Annotated in this window: 20 protein-coding genes; 6 read left to right on the top strand and 14 right to left on the bottom strand. The window is 49.9% G+C overall.

The window, feature by feature from the left end; translation table 11 throughout:
- Positions 1-46 precede the first annotated feature (46 nt).
- The 12 genes from CVV44_02140 to CVV44_02195 form a co-directional block, all read right to left on the bottom strand.
- A complete protein-coding gene (locus CVV44_02140; GenBank protein PKL40424.1) occupies positions 47-1,600 on the bottom strand; it encodes a hypothetical protein in 1,554 nt (517 codons plus the stop codon).
- 99 nt (positions 1,601-1,699) lie between these two features.
- Positions 1,700-3,862, bottom strand: coding sequence for a hypothetical protein (locus CVV44_02145; protein PKL40425.1), 2,163 nt, complete (start codon positions 3,860-3,862; stop codon positions 1,700-1,702).
- A 9-nt stretch (positions 3,863-3,871) separates the two neighbouring features.
- Positions 3,872-4,234, bottom strand: a complete 363-nt coding sequence (locus tag CVV44_02150) for a hypothetical protein (protein ID PKL40426.1) — start codon at positions 4,232-4,234, stop codon at positions 3,872-3,874.
- On the bottom strand, positions 4,231-6,366 hold the full coding sequence (locus CVV44_02155; protein PKL40427.1) for a hypothetical protein: 2,136 nt from the start codon (positions 6,364-6,366) through the stop codon (positions 4,231-4,233). Before CVV44_02155 ends, CVV44_02150 begins: the two co-directional genes overlap by 4 nt.
- 17 nt (positions 6,367-6,383) lie before the next feature.
- Positions 6,384-6,746 (bottom strand): hypothetical protein, encoded by a 363-nt coding sequence (locus CVV44_02160; GenBank protein ID PKL40428.1) that lies wholly within the window; start codon positions 6,744-6,746, stop codon positions 6,384-6,386.
- Positions 6,747-6,898: 152 nt separating this feature from the next.
- Complete coding sequence (locus tag CVV44_02165; protein PKL40429.1) at positions 6,899-7,621, bottom strand: enoyl-CoA hydratase/isomerase family protein; 723 nt, start codon at positions 7,619-7,621, stop codon at positions 6,899-6,901.
- Between the two features lie 33 nt (positions 7,622-7,654).
- Positions 7,655-8,692 (bottom strand): enoyl-ACP reductase, encoded by a 1,038-nt coding sequence (locus tag CVV44_02170; GenBank protein ID PKL40430.1) that lies wholly within the window; start codon positions 8,690-8,692, stop codon positions 7,655-7,657.
- A gap of 222 nt (positions 8,693-8,914) precedes the next feature.
- Positions 8,915-11,485 carry an ATPase gene (locus CVV44_02175; protein PKL40431.1) on the bottom strand — a complete coding sequence of 857 codons (2,571 nt, stop codon included), beginning with the start codon at positions 11,483-11,485 and terminating at the stop codon, positions 8,915-8,917.
- Positions 11,486-11,498: 13 nt separating this feature from the next.
- On the bottom strand, positions 11,499-12,479 hold the full coding sequence (locus CVV44_02180) for a ketopantoate reductase family protein (protein ID PKL40432.1): 981 nt from the start codon (positions 12,477-12,479) through the stop codon (positions 11,499-11,501).
- A gap of 54 nt (positions 12,480-12,533) precedes the next feature.
- Positions 12,534-13,142, bottom strand: a complete 609-nt coding sequence (locus CVV44_02185; GenBank protein ID PKL40433.1) for a TetR/AcrR family transcriptional regulator — start codon at positions 13,140-13,142, stop codon at positions 12,534-12,536.
- A 126-nt stretch (positions 13,143-13,268) separates the two neighbouring features.
- On the bottom strand, positions 13,269-14,147 hold the full coding sequence (locus tag CVV44_02190; protein ID PKL40434.1) for a hypothetical protein: 879 nt from the start codon (positions 14,145-14,147) through the stop codon (positions 13,269-13,271).
- A gap of 106 nt (positions 14,148-14,253) precedes the next feature.
- On the bottom strand, positions 14,254-14,517 hold the full coding sequence (locus CVV44_02195; protein PKL40435.1) for a hypothetical protein: 264 nt from the start codon (positions 14,515-14,517) through the stop codon (positions 14,254-14,256).
- A gap of 288 nt (positions 14,518-14,805) precedes the next feature.
- Between CVV44_02195 and CVV44_02200 the strand changes: the two genes are divergently transcribed.
- The gene (locus CVV44_02200; GenBank protein PKL40436.1) at positions 14,806-16,167 is read left to right on the top strand and encodes an MFS transporter; all 1,362 of its coding nucleotides are present in this window, start codon (positions 14,806-14,808) and stop codon (positions 16,165-16,167) included.
- On the opposite strand, the gene CVV44_02205 is transcribed toward CVV44_02200, so the two are convergent.
- Entirely contained in the window at positions 16,164-16,361 is a 198-nt protein-coding gene (locus CVV44_02205) for a hypothetical protein (GenBank protein ID PKL40437.1), read from the bottom strand. The two genes, CVV44_02200 and CVV44_02205, sit on opposite strands and share 4 nt — an antisense overlap.
- A 33-nt stretch (positions 16,362-16,394) precedes the next feature.
- On the opposite strand from CVV44_02205, the gene CVV44_02210 reads away from it, so the two are divergent.
- Complete coding sequence (locus CVV44_02210) at positions 16,395-18,764, top strand: hypothetical protein (protein ID PKL40438.1); 2,370 nt, start codon at positions 16,395-16,397, stop codon at positions 18,762-18,764.
- A 21-nt stretch (positions 18,765-18,785) separates the two neighbouring features.
- Here CVV44_02210 and CVV44_02215 read toward each other — a convergent pair whose 3' ends face one another.
- Complete coding sequence (locus CVV44_02215; GenBank protein ID PKL40905.1) at positions 18,786-19,427, bottom strand: TetR/AcrR family transcriptional regulator; 642 nt, start codon at positions 19,425-19,427, stop codon at positions 18,786-18,788.
- Between the two features lie 271 nt (positions 19,428-19,698).
- On the opposite strand from CVV44_02215, the gene CVV44_02220 reads away from it, so the two are divergent.
- The 4 genes from CVV44_02220 to CVV44_02235 all read left to right on the top strand — a co-directional run bounded on the left by CVV44_02220 (position 19,699) and on the right by CVV44_02235 (position 22,582).
- The gene (locus CVV44_02220) at positions 19,699-20,484 is read left to right on the top strand and encodes an enoyl-CoA hydratase (GenBank protein ID PKL40439.1); all 786 of its coding nucleotides are present in this window, start codon (positions 19,699-19,701) and stop codon (positions 20,482-20,484) included.
- A gap of 56 nt (positions 20,485-20,540) precedes the next feature.
- Positions 20,541-21,674, top strand: a complete 1,134-nt coding sequence (locus tag CVV44_02225; GenBank protein PKL40440.1) for an enoyl-ACP reductase — start codon at positions 20,541-20,543, stop codon at positions 21,672-21,674.
- Between the two features lie 36 nt (positions 21,675-21,710).
- On the top strand, positions 21,711-21,890 hold the full coding sequence (locus CVV44_02230; protein ID PKL40441.1) for a hypothetical protein: 180 nt from the start codon (positions 21,711-21,713) through the stop codon (positions 21,888-21,890).
- A gap of 98 nt (positions 21,891-21,988) precedes the next feature.
- A complete protein-coding gene (locus CVV44_02235) occupies positions 21,989-22,582 on the top strand; it encodes a hypothetical protein (protein ID PKL40442.1) in 594 nt (197 codons plus the stop codon).
- The last annotated feature ends 19 nt before the right edge of the window (positions 22,583-22,601 follow it).

Below are 22,601 nucleotides of genomic sequence, written 5' to 3' on the forward strand. Positions count from 1 at the left end.
TCAGGAGTAACGAACCTGGCGGGGAATGCCCGTGCATCTCCCCGCGTTATTCCGAATAGGTTTCCACGTCATTTTTCAGGGTTTCGGCCAGGGATGAGAGCTCTTCCGATGTGCCGGCCAGTTCCTCCGCTCCGCTGGCAATGGACTGGGTCGATTCATTGATGGTAGTGACGGAACGGGCCACCTCAAAAAAGGCTGTTTTCTGTTCGTTGATGGACAGCCGTATTTCCTCCGACCTTTGTTCAACGATTCCAACATTTGCGTCAACTTTCCTGTTCTGGTTGACCTGCTGCTGCATGTTCTCATTGATCAGCTGCATCTGCTCCGATACGGCATTGATGTTGCCGATTGTTTTCTGCATGACGGCAACGGCATCTCCCACATTGAGCATCCCTTTCTGGACCTCCTTCTCCGTCGTGCTTATGAGCTTTGATATTTCACTCAGGCTCTGGCTGGTCTGGTCGGCCAGCTTGGAGACCTCGTCGGCCACAACGGCAAAGCCCCGGCCTGCGTCGCCGGCCCGGGCTGCTTCAATGGCTGCGTTGAGTGAAAGGAGGCTGATCTGGTCCGATATCTGGTTTATAACGTCGACAACACCGGTCATCATCTTGGAGCTGTCGCTGATAGTCGACATGGTAGTGCTCATGATGTCCAGTTTCTGCTGGCCTTCGCGGGATTGACGGAATGCCTCGCCGGTGATTTCACCGGTCCTGGCCACTGTTGTGTTCATGACCTCTATAAGGGACGAAAGGGACTGGATGCTTGTCATGAGTTCCGATATACTTTTGAACTGGTCGTCCAGGTTCGCCACTGCCAGGTCCATTCCGGCCGAGACCTCCTCCACGGCCGATGTGATTTCTTCAACGGAAGCGGCCTGGTTCTGTGCGTGGTTTGAGAAAGACGTGGTAGTGCTCGACATCTCCTCCGCCGACCCGGCAAGCCTGAAGGAAATATCGGAGATGTGCTCCAGAAGGTTTTTTATGGTGAGGTACTGGCTTCTGGTCGTTTCGGCCTCACTTTCGATATCATTGATGGATTCCTTGTTGAACCGAATAATCATCATAGCCAGGCCGTAAATGATGGACATGGAAATCAAGTTCACGATGAGCCCTGTTTTGGCTACTGCAATATCAGCCACATTCATGTGCTTGAGAAATAAAAAGAACGTGATATCGGCAATGATGAAAAAAAGCATGAGCATCGATGTCCAGAGCTGTGTGCAGTAGAGTGCGCTGTAAACGATTCCCACCATTGTCATTACTACCATGGAAGAAAAACCAAGGTTCGGCGTTCCCTTTATCTGAACTGCCAGGCCGGCAAAAATACCTGCCGAGGTCACTATAGAAGCTAGGTTTGCCGAGGCGTTGTAGCGTCCTTTTTTCAGAAATATCAGGCTGAGAAAAAGCCCTGCAAAGGGAATAGCCGCGATAATTAATGGCCTGAGAATGTCACCCCGCGTGACCCAGACCAGCGGTGGTACGAGAACCATGAGTCCCATGATGGCGATATCCATGAATGCAAGGATGCGTACCTTGCGAACCAGAATACCGTCCTTTGAATCAAAGGACGAAAGGAAAAATGCGGCTATTGTTTCTTTCATATGAATTTCCTTGTTGCATAGCAAAATTTACTGGTAAAAATAATATGCACAAAAAATAATATTATGCATTATTTTTGTCAAGAAGGATAATAATTCAGGTCAACGATTGCGGCTGGTAATAGTGGAGAGGGTGACAATTTTATCCTGCAGCAGCTTTATGCTGATGGGTTTCGGTATATAATCGTCAAAACCCATCAGCAGAAATTTTTCCTGGTCTTCCTTCATAGCATAGGCAGTGAGGGCGATTATGGGAACTGTGCTGTTGATCATTTTGATTTTTTCCATGGCCGCAATGCCGTCCATGCCGGGCAGCTGTATGTCCATGAGAATAAGGTCATAGGACTCCCTCTGAACAGCGGTGATGGCATCCTCACCGCATTTTACGAAGTCCACCCGGTGGTCCATGGTTTTCAGAATGGATGTGATCAGTTTCAGGTTTACCATGTTGTCTTCGACGACCAGAACCAGAAGACTTCTGCCGCTTGCAGGTTCGGCTTTTTCCGTGCGGAAGGCCATCCTGTTTACGCTGCGCTTGTCCTCCATGCGGCCCGGGAGGGTGAGGATGAACCTGCTTCCTTTTCCCGGTGTGCTGACCAGGTTGAGGTCCCCGTCATGCAGATCAGCCAGGTGCTTTGATATGGAAAGCCCCAGCCCGGTTCCCTGGGAATTCTGCAGGGCGGTCCCCACCTGGCTGAAAGGCTCGAAGAGACGTTTCTGTTCATCCTCGGGAATTCCCGGTCCCTCATCCCATATCTCTATGGTGATGGTGCCGTCATTGCCCCGTGCGTCTATACCGATTGATTTTCCCGCATCGGTGAATTTAATGGCATTGGAGAGGAGATTGTAGATGATCTGATTTACCCGGACCATGTCGGCATTGATGATTCCCAGGTTCTCATTCACATTGAGTTGCAGGTTCAGGCCTTTCTCATCGATGAGGGGTTTAATGGTAAGAGGGAACTGTGAGAGCATGGTCCTGATGTCAAATTTTTCCTTTCTGACGCTGATTTTTCCCGAATCGATCCTGGAAAGGTCCAGCAGGTCGTTCACCATGGCCAGAAGATGTTTCCCGCTTTTGTTGATGTGTTCCACGTATTCCATCTGCGGGTCCGTGAGATTATTTCCATCGAGGGCCAGGAGCTGGCTGAATCCAAGAATGGAGTTGAGGGGTGTGCGCAATTCATGGCTCATGTTGGCAAGAAACTGGCTTTTTGCCTTGTTGGCGGACTGGGCGGAAACTATGGCGTCATGGAGCCGGGAAATCATTTTTTTTCTTTCGGTTATATCCGTGATTATAAGGAGTTTGCCTATAGGGAAGTCCTTGAACGTCACCGGTGATTGTATCAGTGACACATTTCTTGCTGTATCGCCATACATCATGACTGTCTCGTGATTGTGATAACCGGCCGTGACATCATAATCGGGGATATAGTTTTTGATATTTATACCTCCCATGCTCTCCCTGTCCGTTGTGAAAAGGTTCAGAGCGAAGTCATTCATCTGTTTGACCGAGTCGTCATTATCGATGATGATAATTCCCTCGCTGACATTGGCGAAAAATTCCCCGGCGGTTTTGCCCATATTCATAGATAGGAAGCGGTATCGGATAATGGCGATGAAGATAATAATCGATTGTAGCAGCGAACCGATAATGCTCATCTCTTTCATGACTTCAATATAAAAGATCGCGGGCAAGATGAGGGCAAAGACCATGCCTGTTACGGCCGATGAGGTAATGGCGAGCGTCAGGAGAATGAGCTGCATCCTGATTATGCCCACATGCGCGGTGAATATTCTGTCAAGCAGGAGTATCAGCGAATAAACCACGGGGATTAATATATTGATGAGAATGGCCGGTTCGAAGAGAGGACCGGGGTATTCCGTCACGGCATAGGACGTAAGGGCGTAATCCTTTACTATAAGATCTGTTTGGATGCTTATGACTGCGGTGATAATGTAGGTCGCAGTAAAAAGAAAAAATATGAGATTATTTTTTTTTCTGAGAAAGGCGAAGATGAAATGGATGAGTAAAAAACCTGTAGCGAAGTAAAAACAGGACTGCGCCTTGAGCAGAGGGATGAACAGTGAATTGTCGGAGGGCATCCAGAGAACGACGGTGATGAGCATCCACAGGGCCATGTTAAAGGAGAGCAGGGCATAGGAAATGTTGATGCGGCTCTTGATGTCCAGTACAAGTGCGTACAGCATGGTGGCGATATTTGCAAGAAATATGATAAAAGGGATGATTATAAAATAGTTCATGGCTGCTTATCATTCATTCTGGTTATTATATAATATACGGGCTTCATTTGTCAATGGGCGTACGATGTATAATTTTCCTTCCAGTCTGCCGCCCTTGACAATTAAAGTGATGGCGTCATTGTCATAATATTCCATTACATAGGAGCCCGAATCAAAGATGGAAACGTGCCCGCGGTCGCAGCTTATGGGCCCCTCGAAGGTGAGGTATTCCCGCCGGTGATCCTGGATTTTCTCCGTCTGGACGGGATACCCCTGAAGGAATCCCTGCAGGTCCCGGGCCGCTATCTGCCAGGTCTCCAGCACCTCTCCTTTTTCAAACATGAAATCATAGTGTTCATGGGCGGTGACATGGTGATGGATGACAAATTTCATGCTACCTCAAAATCAATCCTCATGGTCTCCAGTTCTACCGAGGTGAGCCGCAAACTGACGCTGTCGCCGAGCCTGAACCGGCGGCTGTATTTTTTCCCGATGATGGTATATTCGTCTTCCATGATGAGGTAATAGTCATCAGTGAGGTTCCGCATGGGGACCATACCCTCAATGGGCGACTCCTTCAGTGTCACAAAGAAGCCGAACCTGCTGACACCGCTGATAATAGCGGGGAATATTTCACCTTTCCTGTCCAGCATGAGCCGGCACGATTTCAGTTTCAGCATGTCACGTTCCGCCTTCTGGGCGATCCGTTCCAGTTCGGAGCTTTTTTCGCCGATAAAATCCATGCTCTCCGTGCTGTATTGCGGGGTAGTGCCGTCGAGTATGCTTTTGAGGCTTCGGTGAACGACCAGATCGGGATATCTCCGTATTGGCGAGGTGAAGTGCGTGTAGTCCCTGAATCCCAGGCCGTAGTGCCCCAGGGGAACGGTGCCGTAGTATGCCTGCATCATGGATTTCAGGACGACCAGGTTGACCACATGTTCATAATCTTTGCCCGCAACCCTGGCCAGGATATCCTGAATTGCCGGCCCTGAATCAGCATGTTTCGGCGGTTTGATATTGTAGACTTTGAGGAACTGCAGCAGCGCCGCGAATTTTTCATCGCTCATCTCTTCATGAACACGGTACAGCGAGGGGACTTCCTTTTCTGTTATGAATCGCGCCACGGTTTCATTCGCCGAAAGCATGAACTCTTCGATTATCCGGTGACTGATCAGCCGTTCGGCAAATTCAATGCTCTTTACGCTGTCCCCGTCGTAGATGACGACTTCATCGCCCAGGTTCAGGTCGAGCCTGCCTGTTTTGAGCCGCCTTTCGTAGAGGATGCGGGCCAGGGACTGCATCTGCCGCAGCTTTCTTCCCAGGGTGCTGCTGTCATCGGAATTCAGCATCTCCTCGGTGCCTTCATAGGTCAGCCGGTGGTCCACGCGGATGATGCCGCGATGGAAGGAGCTTCCGAGATATCCGCCTTCTTTGTCAAAGATCATCTCGGCGGTCATGGTGAGCCGGTCTTCCCCCTGGCGCAGGGAACAGAGGTTGTTGGAGAGGATTTCGGGAAGCATGGGGATTACGGCATTACCGAGATAACAACTGGTGCCCCTGTTCTGTGCCTCCCGGTCAAGATCGCTGTCCTTGGCAACATAGGCCGATACATCGGCGATATGGACATACAACGTTGTACGGTCTTCCCCGGTTTTCAGGGAAATGGCGTCGTCGAAATCCTTGGCGTTGGCGCCGTCGATGGTAATGGTGAATTCATTGCGGTAATCCTTCCGGTCTTTCATCTCATGGGGATCGACGCTGTGGCGCAGCGTTTCCGGGTCACCGTAATCTTTATGGGGGCCGGGAAGTGAATGCTTGAGGACGATTCTGCGCAGGTCATTTTTTTCATCATCGAGGGAGAAGCTGTCTATTATTTCACAGAGGTGCCTGCCGCTGATGACACGGTCAGCGAGAGAAACGACAAAGAGGAAGGAGGGGTCGTTGAGTTTTTTATTGCCCCGGGTGTCGGCCCCCTGTTCGAGGCAGACTTCTATATCGCCGGGGAGGTCAATAAGCCTGAAGATGATCATGCCGCCCGCGAAGCGGGAAAAGCGCGCAAGATAATGATTGCGGTCCCTCTTGAGGATCTTTACCACTTCGCCGAAAAACAATCCTTTCCGGTAATCGTACAGTCGTGCTGAGACAAGGTCATTATTGTTGGCGCCCTTTGTGTCTTCCTTTTCTACTATGATTTCCGTATTGTCCTCGGAAAGAAAAACGCCGTTGCCGCTGGTACTGATGATGATTTTACCGTCGGAGATGAAATGGTGGCGTACGTGGTATTTTTTTTTATGCAGTGACAGAAAACCGGCTGAGAGGAGTACGTGGAGGGTTTCGTCTATTTTTGCCGTGTCCTTCTGGGGCCTGTATTCGGCAATTTTTTTCCCCCGTTGTTTACCCTTTTTCTTTTTGTTTTTCTGGATTTCGGTTTTACGGCCGATGATGTCTTTCACCAGGTCCTGGCGGGAGAAGGGCCCTGCGTATGACCTGATGTGGTTGATGACGGTTTTAGAGGAGAGAGGCATATGCTGCTGCTTGCATGTCAGAGATTCTCATCTCTGTCCGGACTTGAGATGCCGCCACTGCCGGGTTTTCCTTCCTCGCCGGCTTTTTCCTGCTTCAGAGCTTCTATCTCATTTTTCTTCCCTTCGATGATCTGGCGTAATGATATTATTTTATCATACAATGATGATACGGACTCCTGTTTCAGATCAAGGGAGGATTCGCCCTTATCCATGGCAGTTGCGAGAATTTTACCCAGTTTCAGATGGCATTTTTCTATATCACTTTCATTTTTTTTGATTTCCAGGTTTAACTTCGCTATTCGTGTGTATTCCTCGGTTTTGTTTACCAGGATTCCCCCGTATTTAAGAAGCGAATCTCCGGCGTCTTTTAAAAATCCCATTTTCCCCCTCCTGCTTTTTTTTAGTTATAAGAACAATATATAATAACTAAAAATATATCGCATGTCAATTCATTTAATCGTGACATAATATCAATATGTTGCGTTGACGTCTTTGGCGAAGACGTCAACGCAACAACGACCAATAACAATAATTACGGTGTAAACATGAATGTGGGAGGATCAACATACCGGGGATCCTCCTGTTCCATTGCGTCTATTATATGTTTGTAGGTCCTGCGTTTCATCTCAGCAATTGTCTGTCGCGGTTTGACAAAGGTCCGGGCGAATTCCATGGCTTCCTTGAACGTATCCTCGGCCGTGGGGCAGGCCTTTCTGATGACATTATGTTTTTCCAGTTCAGCTGCGCCCACACGGCGCCCCGACCATTTCATGTCAATGAACAGATGATAGGGGATGGCCTTCTTCATCCACTGTATCATGGATGGGGTGAACTGGATATTCAGGTCCACCTCGGGAAGGCAGTAAAAACCCCTGTCGGCCCGCATGAAACGGAAATCACAGGCGCCGGCCATCATCGCGCCGTTTCCGAAAGCATGGCCGTTGATAGCCGCGATGGTAGGGAAGGGAGCCATAAGGCAAAACCGAAATACCTCGTTCTGCTGATAGAGCCATTTGCTCATGGCATCAACATCCTTCTTTCCCATTGCTTCCATTACCCACTGCAGATCCACACCGAGGCTCCAGTTTTTCTGGTCACTGGATGTTATTACCAGGGACTTTACCGATTCATCGGCCGTCATTTCATCAAAAGCCTTGAGCATCTCTCCGCACCATGTGGGATTCTGCCGGTTCTCACCGTTGTCCAGGGTGAGAACCGCCACTGTTCCGTCTTTTTCCCATTTGATTAAAGCCATGCATTCCTCCTCACTCAGTAAAATTTCAGCGCCCTATTTTAATTTTGCATCCAGGGATTTTAGTGCCGTTTTGGCATCCCTGGCAATGGTTTCCACAATTTTTTTCACCGGGGGCGTGTCGTTGATGATGCCGGCAATCTGCCCGACGGGAAGTACGCCCTTCGCGTTGTCGCCGTCCATGGTGCCGGCCTTGAATGCGTCAAAGCCGATGGCCATGCGCGCCATCTGCATGGCCTTTTGGGGGCCCATGAAAACAATGCCCACGGCCAGCTTCAGCCAGGGGAATCCCAGCATGGAGGCTATTTTTCTCGACATGATGAGAGCGGTAAAGGGGTTCAGCTTTTTCCCTATGAGCCTGCGCGCTCCCTTCGAATCCATGACGCGGGCCTTCATCCCGTCAACCCTGTCCGTATATACCGTGGTGAAGGGGTCAAGCTCGTTGGTTACTTTTTTCTGCCCCTCGTTGACAGGGCTTTCTATGGAGTCCATGAAGCGCGTGCCCATGGCTATACCGTCGGCACCCAGGATGAGTGCAGTCGCAAGTCCCCGGCCATCGGCGAATCCGCCGGCGGCGATGATGGGAATGTCCACGTTATCGGCGATATAGGGGACAAGGGCCATTGATGTTACGGCTCCCCCATGGCCGGCAGCCTCGTGTCCTGTTACGATGAGAGCATCGGCCCCGTCGCGCTGTGCGGCAAGGGCATGTTTTAATGTGGTGACCGTGGCGATCACCTTGCCGCCGTAGGCATGGGCTTCTTTGCATATTTTATCGCCCTTGCCCAGAGAATAGTTTATCACCGGCACCTTTTCATCCAGGAGAACTTTGACATTTTTCTCCGACCCGGGGAAATAGAGGGTCACGTTGGCTGCGAAGGGTTTTTTGGTGAGTTCTCTCATTTTGCGTATGTATTCTTTAGTTTCCTCCACGCTGAGGACTCCCGTGGCAAGAATACCCAGACCACCGGCATTGGATACTGCCGCTGCCAGTTCCGGTGTGCTGATCCAGCTCATCCCGGAAAGGATTATGGGATATTTGATACCGAATAATTCTGTAATTTTTGTCTTCATTGGTTACCTCGGAATTGTCATGAAAATCACAGTGTTAGGCTTCTCTTCGAATAATGGGCTGTCAAGAATAAAAAGAACAGCCCGTTTATTCATTTTTACCAACAATGCTCTATTGTCATCATATGTAGTAAGTGATTGCTCGCACTATTATCGTAGTTTTTTAATAAGGGAACCTCGAAAAATTTAATTTTAGAGGTTCCCTTAAGGCTCTGCCCGATGAAATCAATCCTTCAGCAGTTCAACATGTTTTCGCGATGAAATAAGTTTCACTATCTCAAACCACACGATGGAAGCCAGACCGGCCGACAGGGCAAGGAGAATGTCCACGGCATGCATGGGAGCGAAATGAAACATATTGCGAAGAAAAGGAACACTGATGACAATACCAAGGAACACTATGGCGCCGAGGACCACCCAGGTCTGGGCACTGTTGCGTGTTGCGATGATCGAAAAAATATTTCTGGACCATGACCGGTTGGATATGATGATTGAAAGATTTGAAACAATAAGCGTGATGAAGGTGAGTGTTCGCGCCTCGGCCTCTCCGTGGCCGAGAAACAGTGCCGCTTTGTAAATGAATGTTATGGCAGCCAGGGAGAACAATCCCTGCAGAACGCTCAGAATTATCAGCTTTTTGCCGAAAAGAGGATCACCGGGATCACGGGGCGGCCTCGACATTATCCCATCCTCCTCTTTCTCCTGCTCGAAGATCATGGTGCATGCCGGATCAATGATCAGTTCCAGAAAGACAATATGAACCGGGAAAAGGATGATGGGCCAGTTCATCATCACCGGTATCAGCGATATGCCGGCAATGGGCACATGAACGCCGATGATGTAGGCCATGGCTTTTTTCAGGTTGTCAAAAATCCGCCTGCCCAGCCGCACGGCCGAAACTATCGACGTGAAATCATCCTTAAGCAGAACGATGGCCGATGACTCCCGTGCCACGTCGGTTCCCCGTTCTCCCATGGCCACACCGATATGAGCTGCCTTGAGGGCCGGCGCGTCATTAACACCGTCACCGGTCATGGCCACCACCTCGCCGATTTCTTTCAGCGCGTTGACGATGAGGAGCTTCTGCTCCGGTACAACCCTGGCGAAGATATTCGCCGTCCCGATTCTTTCCTTAAGTTCGGCGGGATCCATGGCTTCCAGTTCCGCGCCGGTGATTATCTGGTCCGTATTTCTGAGACCTATCTGCATCCCTATATTTTGGGCCGTAACCGGGTAATCCCCCGTTATCATGACAACCCTGATGCCTGCCTTGTAGCATTCCTCGATGGCCGGCGGTACGGTTTCACGGATGGGATCGGCCAGTCCAACGAGGCCGATGAATTCGAAATCGAAATCATGCTGGTTTTCAGGAAGGGATGATTTTGTTAATAAGGCTTTTGCAACGCCCAGGACGCGGAGGCCTTCTTCGGCCAGCCTTGAAGTATCGGCGGCGATAGTCTCCCGGGTCTTTTCATCGACATGGCAGAGGTCGGCGATTGCCTCCGGCGCCCCTTTCGCGGAAATAATATACCGCCCGTCGGCAGGAGATTGGTATACATGCGACAGGGAAAGGAGCTCCCGGGAGAGGGGATATTCCTGGAGCATGCTCCATCCATCATGGAGGTGCTCCGTATTGGACAGCTTGATGATGCCCAATTCCACCAGGGCTTTTTCCATGGGATCGAAGGGATCTTTTTTACTGGCCAGAATCCCGTATTCCACGAGTTCATGAAATTCTTCAGGCAGCGGCATGTTTATATTTTCCTGCACATCGAGAAACGTACCTTTGCAGTGCAGTTTTTTTATGGACATGCGGTTCTGGGTCAGGGTTCCGGTTTTATCAACGCAAAGAACCGTGGCGGAACCCAGCGTCTCAACGGCGGCGATTCTTCGTGTCAGTACCTCTTTTTTGGAAATGCGCCAGGCACCCATGGCGAGAAAAATTGTCAATACCACGGGAAACTCTTCGGGCAGCATGGCCATGGCCAGTGTAATGCCCGATAGTATTCCCTGAAGCCAGTCACCCCTGGTCAGTCCGTAAACCGTGACTATTATGGTGCACAGAATGGCGGCGATAATAAATACTGTTTTTACAATTTTTCCCGTTTCTTTTTGCAGTACCGTCTTTTCGCTCTCGATGCTGCGAAGGGCCTTTCCGATTTTGCCTATTTCCGTGTTGATGCCCGTGGATAATACCCTGGCGACACCCTGGCCCTGAACCACCAGGCTGCCGGAAAAGATGCAGGGCAGGTCATCGCCGCCGGGCCGCATGCTTCCGCATTCCTCGTCGGGGGACGGGTGTTTTCTCACCGGGACTGATTCACCCGTCAGGAGCGATTCATCGGCTGTGATGTTTATACCCCACAACAGAATGGAATCGGCAGGAACACGGTCTCCCTCCCTGACGATTATGATATCGCCTTCTACAACTTCGCGGCCGGCTATCCGTTTTTCGATTCCGTTCCGTATTACCAGGGCCCGGGGACTCGACAGGTCTTTCAGTGCCTCCAGGGCGTTTTCAGTTTTGTTCTCCTGATAAATGGTGATACCCATGACAACAAAGACAAATCCCAGGAGCATCAAGGCCTCCTCCACATCACCGAGAACGAGGTATATGGCACCACAGGCCACGAGGAGCAGGAACATGGGTTCACGGAATATTTCGAGAATGATCCTGAATACACTCCGTTTTTTTGCCGAAGGCAGTTCGTTGTAGCCGTGGATTTTCAGTCTTTCAGCTGCTTCCTCTTCGGAAAGGCCTTTGATGTTTTTAATGTCATTTTCAGTATAATTCATGCTATCTCCTCATTTAAATTGTTTCTTTTAGTGATGCAAGGTATTCATTTACATACTTGCTGAATCCCCTATATACGGGCATGTCGATACCTTCCCGTTTGCCTGCTTCCAGGATGTCATGGTAGATGACTCTCATTTCTTCGGGTGAATGTGCTACATGACCTTCGAACATTTTTCGCATGCCTTCCGTATTATAGGCGTGCATAGTGTAGGGCACAAGAAGAAAAAGGGGAAGATAGAACAGGCATGACGGTGATACTGTTCCGGGATTGATCCCCATTTTCTTACATATTTCAAATCCTTCCCGCATGGCCAGATAGGATTCCCGTATGCACTGTCCGTCCGTAGTGAAACGGTCCCAGGACCCTGCCTTCATGTATGCGCCCAGACTGGCGCCTGCCCAAACATAATGAGTTTTCAGATAGGGGATAATTTTTTTCGTAATCCTGGGTTTCATGCGGGCTCTTCGCATCATTGCCGAGATGTTTTTTAAGCGGGACGTGATACGCCCGTCCGTTTCCCCTATCATGGTGGCCGAGAGGGCTTCGCCGAAAATGATGGACTGTATTTCATTACCATTTCTCCCCCCTCCTGCCTTAAAGGGATAGCCGAATAAATATTGTTCCGGGTTCAGGTAATTCTCAATTTCTCCGATGCCGTCCCATATGTTCTGAAAGAAAAGAATATGGGCGTTCCCGGCCCTCTCCCTGAGCAATGGAAGCAGTGATGAGACCTGATAAGTGTTGACCGGTACAATAATGAGCTCGAAACCGTCGGCAGGGGAAAAATCATCGATAAATGCCGGCCGGTAGGTGACAGTAATTTCGGCAGTCCGTCTTTCCCGCATATCCATGCAGTTAATTACGAGTCCTGTTCGGATCAGGTCTTCTTTCTTTGTCTTTTTGACATAATGGGTGATGTCATATCCCGCCTCATGGAGCTGCCAACCATAGGTGCTTCCAATTACGCCGGTACCGATTATGAGAGTTTTCATATTTATTCTCCATTATTACGACTGACAGTCAGTCAAATTTTTTGCACAAAAAAATTATATATTCAATTTCAATTTTCCCGCAGCAATTCCCAGGGTTTTCTCCAGCATGCCGGTGACGGCACAGATCATTTTTTCCGAAACCTCACTTTCTTCATGGGGATGATCGTAGAGGTATCCTATGATTACCAGCATCAGTTCCGCCGTTTCGGATGGATATTCGACACTGAAGGATTTCTCGTGTAGTCCCTGTTGTATAATGCTGGTCAGGATGGGGGAAAGCAAGTCCAGGAGTTTTCCCGCCAGTTTTTGATGGAGGAGGGCGTTACGATCTTCGTGAATGTATCTGAAGAAATCTTCACGGTTGTCTTTTAATGTGAATATTATCTGAATGAGGCGGACCAGTTTTTTCGCGGCGTCGAGGGTGGTATCATTGATGACCGATGCTGTTTCTGCGATGGCAGCATCAAAGACACGGGCAATGACGGCCTCAAGGACATCCTCCTTTGATTTAAAGTAATAGTAGAAGGTACCCTGGGCTACGCCGATTCGCTTTACAATGGCGCTGACCGATGTATTCTCATACCCCTCGGCGACAAAAAGCGCCTCGGCCGCATCGACGAGTTCGTTTTTCCGTATTTCGGGATCTTTGCTTATCCGTGACATGATTAACCTATTAATATGACTGACTGCCAGTCATATTAAATATAATAAAAAATCTTTTCATGGGCAAGTATTTTTTTTAACGATCATTTTTTTTGTAGCAGGGCATTCGGGAAAATGGTAATCCCTTTATTCAAGACGCTCTATGAGTTTTTTCATAAATCCCAGTTTTTCCATGAGAATGATGAAAATAAGTACCAGGCCTGAACCAATGACGGCCAGTACGGTAAAGAGCAGGTAATAACTGATGCTCCATTCAAGGGCCACCTTGATCCGGTGCAGTACCGGTATTCCCGCCGCAGTTGCATTTTCGCGCAGGCTGAACCGGATGGTACAGAACTCATTCTCCGAGTCGTATTCACCGAGCCGCACGCCCAGTTGCTGGATCTCCTCCTCAATGGACAGTATCCTGTTTTCCAACTGGATGAATTCCTCGATTTTGCCGCCGCGGCCCTTCAGGCTTATGAGGGCCTGACGAGTTTTCAGCAGGGAATCCTTTTTCGCGTTCAGGTCCTTGTATTCATTGGTTTTGTCGATCTTGCTGATATTCTTGGAAATGATATTGCCTATCTTTTCAATTTCAGCGGTCATGGCGTCGAAGCGCTCCGGGTCCACGCCGATGGTGAGATTCAGAGTGCGCTTCCCCTGCAGGCCGGACCGGCTTTCATGCTGGATCAGGGCCTTGTTGTCCGCAATGGTTTTACGGCATTTGTTTTCATCATCGGTAAAATTACCCGTGGCAGCGGCCAGGTCGGCGATGCGTTCGTATTTCTGATCGACGGTTATGACCTGGTTCGCCTGACCCTCCTTTGCGTATTTCATTTTAGAGCTGGCATAGTTGCGTATGGCCGAGGCAGATTCTCCGCTTAACTGGTTTATTATGCCCGATTCCCCCGGCGGATAGGATGTGCACCCGTAGATCAGGCGGAAGATAAAAAAAAGGAGAAACCCGGCCCCATATATGACCAGTCCCCGTGTCAGTTTTTTTTTCATCGTATTTGAACTCATGTTATCTTCTCCCGGCTGAAATCGTAATGTACATCATTGCGGAAAATCAGTTGGGTCAGAGCCTGCTGTCTGAGCAGGCATGCTCTGACCCCCTGTTAATGCCGTATCAGTCACACTTTTCCATGCATTTGTCTTTACGTTCCTGACAGGCCGCATGTTTTGCTTCATATTTGATATCGCCTTCAAAATCGCCCTGACCCTCGCGGTCAACAGTATCGCCCGCGGCTTCCATGCACTTGGTATAGACCTCTTCGCAGGATCTTTGACAGGCTGCCCGCTTGAATTCAGCCCCCCAGCCGCCGAAAACAACTGTTGTAAGGTACAGGCAGGTGATAAAGCATAAACTGATTACCATAAGTATCTTCTTCATACAGAAACCTTCCTTCTATCTATAATAAGGATATATTGGTTATTCTCGGCATGAAACTTTCTTTTTGTCAAGCGTGATACAACACAGTATTGAAATGCAACAAGCAGGTTTATGGTAAAAACCATGTTGATGAAAAAAATGCTTGATTCCTGTTTCAGAATATAAGACATTCGTTTAGTAAAAAAATCAAACCTTTGCAGAACTTACCGGAATTAACACTGAAATATATACTTTCCCGGAAGCATGGGAACCTGATATGGCACGATTGAATGTGTTCTAATAAAATGAGTGAGTTATCACTCTTTGTTCTTCTGGCTCAAAATATCAATTTGGAGGTTTTCCGTGGAAACAAGTGGTTATAAAGTGTATGGATACCGGTGGGTAGTCATCCTGGCCTTCGCCCTTCTCAACGGTGTTATACAACTCAACTGGATTGCCTTTGCGCCCATCACTGTGGATTGCATAGGTCTCTATAATACGACCCCCTTCTGGATAGTGTTCCTCTCCATGTCCTTTATGGCCGTGTATATGGTGATGAGCGTCCCGGCCTTGTTTATTATTGAACGATATGGCATTCGGGTCGGCGTGGGGATAGGGGCTGTGCTTATGGGCGTATTCGGCTATCTCCGGGGAGTATATGCGGCGGACTTTACCATGGTGATGATATCCCAGATCGCGCTGGCCGTGGCCCAGCCCTTCATCATGAATGCCATGACAAAGGTCGCTGCTGACTGGTTCCCCATTAATGAGCGCGCCACGGCCACGGGAATCACGGCCCTTTTCCAATTTATCGGCATCATCGTCGCCATGGCCATAACAAAGCCCCTGGCCCAGTCATACATGGCGCCTGGATCAGTCAGGCTTGATATCGACGCCGTGGCCCATGTGCTTGTGATCTACGGCATAGTGTCGGTTATATCGGCCGTTATCTTTCTGGTGCTGGTCAGGAACAAACCGGCAACACCGCCATGCCATGCCGACCAGGTGGAAAAATTTGCCGTTTTTGCAGGACTGAAGCACATCTTTCAACAGCGTGATGTGCTGCTGCTGCTGGCCATATTTTTCATAGGACTGGGCATGTTCAATGCCATAACCACATTCATTGATATTATCCTTGCTTCAAAGGGATTTATTGCCGGCGGCAATGAGGCGGGCAACGTGGGTGCCATCATGATGATTGCCGGTATAGCCGGTGCCATCATTATCCCCCCCATCTCCGATAAAATCCGGAAGCGGAAGGTGATCATGGTTTTCTGCCTCACGGGTATGCTGCCGGGAATCATAGGCCTCACCTTTGCCTCGGCCTATGTGCCGTTGTTGATTTCCAGCGCCATCTTCGGCTTTTTCTTCATGGCTGCCGCTCCCCTGGGTTACCAGTATGCGGCTGAACTGAGTCATCCCGCTCCCGAAGAGGCATCACAGGGGATGATAGTGCTGTCGGGGCAGATATCGGGCGTTATTTTCATCACCATCATGGCTGTCATGGGGAATATCACCATGGAAATTCTCGCCGATGCCACAAAGGCATCCCATTCTCTGGTAATGACCCCCTTTATGATAGGCTTTATCGTTCTGTCTTTTGTCAATGTCGTGCTCGGTTTAATGATGAAGGAATCCTCCATGATACGTTCCGAGAAGGAATCGAATTAGCGGTTTCCCGTCAGGAGATGGGAGGCGCGTAAATATCTCATGGGCGCAGGACAGGCAGTCCCTGCGCCCATGCTCCACTGTTTAAAATAAATACAGTAAAATTCATAAAAAACTTGCTTTTCCGGCGGCGTTGTGGAAAATATACCGTCTGGCTGGTTTATGGTGAAATAGATTTCATTGGCATGTAATGCCATGAAGCATAATTTTCCCCGTTATGAGGTGATACTATGGGTACTTCTATGATGAAATTTCGTACATGGATCATTATTGTTGCTTCCATTCTGTTCATGGTACAGGCAGGATGCCGCGATGAAAGCACCGACGATGCAGTGAATCGGGGCCTCGAGAACACGGACAGTGCGGACGATATTACCAGCCCCTACAGGTATGCCAATGATTGCTGCACTATCGGCTTTGAGAACCGGGGAGCTTACGTTGCCATGACGGGAAATAAGTATACTGCCGGTGATATGGCCGAGTCATTTTATATGAAGCCGTCAGCCCTTTCGGAATACATCCTATACGGTACCGACGGCATGTATCTTGCCGTCCGGGCTGAGGGCGATACCGTCAATGTCGTACGCACCGACGTCCTCGACGATAATGTCCGATGGCGTCTTGACTTTAATGAAGATCTGGGAGGCTTTACGCTCCAGTCATATACAACTTCCGGATATCTTTCCATAAATGCGGATGACGGGCTGGTGCTTGCCGGTGAAGCGGACAGTGAATCGGCCCTTGCAATCGAAACGACGGCCCGGTGCCGGTCATTCCCCGAGGCCGAACTTAATGTGGAATTCAATGTTGATCCCTCCACGGCCATGGCCCGGCCGAATCCCGGCAGCGCCGGGAAGAATTACTCGGACAGGGAGAACGTGGTGGGGTTCATGGACGACCACACTCACCTGAACCATTTTCTCGGTTCCGGCGAGACTACTTTCGTTGGTGAGACCTTTAATCCGTTGGGGATATCAATGGCACTCCACGACTGCTCGCTTCTTCACGGGGCCCAGGGTGTAAATGATATCTTCGGCATGGCCATGGACGGGAATGTTACACACAAAACATCGGGCTTCCCCGAATTTGCTTTCTGGCCCACGTGCTATTCCTCGACGCACCAGCAGGCTTACTATCGGTGGCTTGAGCGGTCCTGGCTTGCGGGCCAGCGCATGCTGGTGCAGCACATGGTTAACAACGAGACACTCTGTAAATTGAAGCGAAGTCTTCCCGGTGGTAAAAAAGACGTTTCCTGCGATGACATGGAAATAGCCCGCATCCAGACTGCCAATATGTATGCCATGCAGGACTATATCGACGCCCAGTGCGGCGGCCCCGGACGGGGATGGTTCCGCATCGTCAAATCGTCCCGGGAGGCCCGTGAGGTCATCGGCCGCGGCAAGATGGCCGTCATCCTAGCCCTGGAGTTCGACACGACATTCGGGGCTGAAGAGGACTACTTCGCCCTTTATGATAAGGGGGAGATGTCCAAGGCCGAACTGGACGACAGGCTCCGCGACATTGAGGAACAGCTTGATGACTACTATGAGATGGGGATACGGAGCATTTTCCCGGTCCATGCCTTTAATAACGGGTTCGGCGGCGCCCAGCTCTACAAGACACCCGTGTTCAACCTGGTGAATAAAATTGAACGGGGAACCTTTTACCAGGTGGAGATCAGTGACAACCCTCGGGTGAAATACCAGGAGCTGGGTATCCCCGTGGAGGACCTGAATCTGCTGGAACTTCTCTATCCCATGACGGTGTTTCTGCCCCTTGTCCCCGAAGCGGGTGACGGCCAGGGGCACTGCAATGCCATCGGCCTGAGCAGGCTGGGCGCCTGGTTTCTGGAACGCCTGATGGAGCGGGGCATTATCATCGAGATTGACCACATGAGCGGTTACATGCTCGACGCGGTAATGGCGATGCTCTGGGAGGCGAAATATCCCGGGATTATCGCCTCGCATACGCGTGTTCTTGACCTGCAGGAAGGGCAGGATGCCTGGGAAAAAATGGATATCCCCGTCATGCTGAAAATGCTGCAGCTGGGGGGAATCGTCGCGCCCATGATCAAGGATACGCTCACGGGCCATCAGAAGTGCGTGGCCGATTGCCTGGCCCTCATGATAGAGGGAGGAGGCAGGCTCGATAATGAAGCATATGAAAAGTACGGCGAGTACGAGGTTCCGCCTTCATGGTATAATGTAAATGATGATCCCGGTGACGACCTGATTGTGGGCGTTCCCTATGCCACGGACGTCAATGGGGCCTGTCCTCTGCCAAATTTTGACGACCTGCCCGAATTTCGTGATGAGATAGCGTATCCCTTTGGCGGCCTTTACGAGGGAGTATACTCGCCCGGCACGGAGGCCCGGTTTTACCGGCAGATAACAGGAAACCGTGTTTTTGATATCAACGGCGACAGGGGAATGGCTCACCTGGGCATGATGCCCGACCTGGTTAAGAAGATGCAGCTGCGGCAGGACATCGTTAGCATGGATGCCTTCTTCAGCGGAGCTGAGGCATATTTAAGGATGCTGGAACGGGTGGAGCGCTATTCCGATACATATCCCTCGCGGCACGACGAAGACTGGCAGTAGACGGTTTTTGCCGCCCCGTGATCATGTGCTGATGGAAGCTTCTACGAAAGAGATGATAAAATCGGCATAGTGCTCGATGGAGACCTTGCGCTGAACATACTTCCAGCGTTTCAGGTACCAGTCCTGCAGCAGGGACTTGATTGCGGCGCCGGTGAGTTCCATATCGGCCACTTTAAAAACACCGGCCTTGTCGCCCTCGGCCAGTATATCCATGTAGAGTTTTTCAGTCCAGAGCTCGCTCTCCACGGGGATGAGCCTGTTTTTTTTGCTCAGGTTTTTGGTTTCCATGAAGAAGAAATAAAACCAGTGCCGCATGATCTCGCTGAGGAAGAGGTGGGTCCTGATGGCGGTCCTGAGTTTTTCCCGCGGCCCCTCCACGCCTGCCGTCTGCTGAAGGAGAATTTCCTGCACGAAGCGGTGGCCCTGTTCATGAATGATCTGGAGCAGCTCATCCTTGCTGGAGAAATAATAGTAGAGGGCCCCCATGCTCAGTCCCGTGTCCCTGCCCAGGTCCCTGATGCTCATGGCCTGAAATCCCTTTTCATTGCTGAGCTTCAGCGTGGCGTTGATGAGTGTGACATAGTTCTTAACGGCCAGGTCTTCCTTTTTTATTTTCAGTTTATGGCGGTTTTCCCTGTAGACCCTGCGGCACATGTCCTCGATGGAGATGGTGACCTGGTCACTGAATTCTTCAAATGTCATGTTTTCTTTCCTGGTATAATCATGAATGATATGGCGGCAGTTATAAATCTGCCGACTATCTTCTATTTATACTATTTATTTCAGAGGCAAATAAAAAGCAACAAAAATTAAAGCGAGCGTTCGAAAAATATAATTGACGTATTTATCCGGGCATCGACAGTGTATTCATATCAGAAATCATATATGTACTATCATAGTCAGAATTAAAAAAAATACTCAGGGGAGGAATCTTATGGAATATACGAAAATTACCGTTGAAAGGCGCGAGCATGTACTGCTCATGGGACTGAACAGGCCGGAAAAACTGAACGCCTTTGATCATGAAATGTTCCTGGAGCTGGCCCATGCCTATGGAACTCTTCATAGTGATCCGGAATTGTGGTGCGGCGTTCTTTTTGCCCATGGAAAACATTTCACATCGGGCCTGGAACTGGATAAATGGGCAAAGGTTTTTGCCGGCGGGAACCTGGGTGTACCCGAGGGCTCCATCGATCCCCTGGGGACCGACGAGGATAAGCGCTGCAGCAAACCCGTGGTTATGGCCATTACGGGGCGATGCTACACCATCGGCTTTGAACTGCTTCTTGCCCAGGACATACGCGTGGCTGCAACCGACGCCCGTATCGCACTCCTTGAGGTGAAGAGGGGGATATATCCCGTGGGCGGCGGAACTGTGCGTCTCTTCGAAGAGATCGGCTGGGGCAATGCCATGCGGTATCTTCTCACCGGCGATGAGATTACCAGCGATGAGGCATGGCGTCTGGGACTCGTCCAGGAAGTAGTGGAGCCTGAAAAAGTAGTTGAGCGGGCCTATGAAATCGCAAGGGAAATATCGAAACGTGCTCCCCTGGGTGTACAGGCGGCCCTGAGATCAGCCAGGATTTCCCGTGTTGACGGCGCCAGGGCTGCGCTGGCCAGGCTTATTCCCGATCTTATGCCTATTACAAAAAGCGAGGACGCAGTCGAAGGGGTCATGTCCTTCATGCAGCGGCGCGAGGCGAACTTCAAAGGGAAATAAAATGATAAAGCCGCGCAAACCCGGCACATATAACTGAAAAGAAAACAGGAGAAAATATGAAAACAAAAATTACGGAACTCTTCAAGATACAACACCCCATAATCCTTTCCGGCATGAGCTGGATAAGCACACCGGAGTTAGTCGCTGCCGTGTCCAATGCCGGCGGCCTGGGAATTCTGGCCACGGGAGTAATGGCTCCCGCTGAAACAGAACAGGCGGTGCGGCAGATACGGAGTCTGACAAAGAAACCCTTTGCCGCCAACGTGACCCTGTATTTTCCCGGTTCGGAGATGAATGCAAAGGTTCTCATTAAGGAACAGGTCCCCATCATCAACTACTCCCTGGGCAAGGGAGACTGGATCGCCGAGGCAGTGCACGCCTATGGCGGCAAGGTCGTTGCCACGGTAACCACGGTAAAGCACGCCCTGGCAGCACAGAAGGAAGGAGCCGATGCCCTTATTGTGACAGGGCATGAGGCCGCGGGTCACGGCGGTGCAGTTACGTCACTGGCCCTCATACCGAGCATCGCCGACGAGGTTGATATCCCCATCATAGCCGCCGGAGGATTCGCCGACGGACGGGGACTTGCCGCGGCCCTGGCCCTGGGCGCCGAGGGAGTCTCTATGGGGACCCGCTTTATGAACACGAAGGAAAGTCCCGTCCACGCAATCCAGAAACAGATGAGCGTGGAAAAGACGGCCTTTGATACGGTCTATACGGACCGCTTTGACGGCATGCCGGCCCGCATGATGGATTCCGAAGGAGCCCGCTATCTCATGAACAAACGGCTGAATCTCTTTGCCGCGGCCGCTTCATCGAAAAACATAACACAGGAGCTGGGACTTCCCATGATGCAGCTCATGAAGGGAATGATGTCGCCCGGGCCAAAAAAGGGCGGGGCTGCCAAACCGAAGGGAGCCACTGCCGGTACGCCGAAAAAGGCCGGCAAGAAAAGGGGACCCTTTGACAATATGAAAAAAATGTATACCACTTTCGCCAAACTGGCCCGCATGGCCATAGGATTCGGCGCCTTCAAGGCCGGTACCATGGACGGTGACAACAGGAAAGGAGTGCTGCCCCTGGGACAGATCACGGGTATCATTCACGACACTCCTTCAGTAAAGGAAGTGGTGGCGAGGATAGTGAAAGATGCCGGAGAGGTGATGAAAGCCTCGGCAAAAAGAATATAGCCGTAGGGAAGCTGATACCACGGCGGAATGTTCCCGATGCAGGGTATCAGCTTCTATCATCAGTATTATCCTTCTCAGCCCCTGACTCCTGTTCAGGGGCCTTTGTTTCTTTTTTCCTGCCGGAGCATTCTTCTGTCATACCCCAGTTTTAATTACATGAACTCCCGGTTTCAGGAAATCCGCTATTTTATACGGTCATTTTATATTTTAATTTGACAACACCTATAAGGCGCATAAAGATATACTGTTTATTCATGAGAACTTTAGGGGTTTCTGGATATTGGTCAGTATAACTAAAGATATGAAGCGGTATAATGGAAAATAAAAGTGTAATAAAGAGAGAAATTATTCTGAGGTCAGCGATCCGCGTTATTGCCAGGAGAGGATATTTTAATACAAGGATTGCCGATATCATTGAAGATGCGAAAATCGCCCATGGTCTTGTGTATCATTATTTTAAAAGCAAGGATGAGGTTATACTCAGTATTTTCAGGGACGCCTGGAATATTTTTCTCTCGCATACGATGCGTATAAGCAGGGAAAATCAAGATCCCCTGGCGGCTCTTGAGAAGATTGTCGAATACGTATTCAGGGTCTTTCAAAGAAATCCCGATCTCATAAAAGTGCTCATCTTTGATGTGCCAAGAATAACAGATTTTTATTCAACGGCCAACCAGAAGCTGTATCATAGTTTTTTTGAGAAGATTATGGAGATAATTGCGGCGGGACAGGAAAAGGGACTTATCAGGAATACTATCGAGCCGGTAATTGCCGCATATACTATTATCGGCTCTGTTGATTCCATAATCAGGCAGTACGTTTACAATGAAGATTTTAAAAATATGCTCACCATGGACAAGGCTGAACAACAGATAAAGCTGATTATCCTTGAAGGCCTGAAGACGTAGTATTTCCCTGACCGCATTG

The sequence above is a fragment of the Spirochaetae bacterium HGW-Spirochaetae-1 genome (genome assembly GCA_002839375.1).
In the GTDB taxonomy this organism is placed as follows: Bacteria; Spirochaetota; UBA4802; order UBA4802; family UBA5550; genus PGXY01.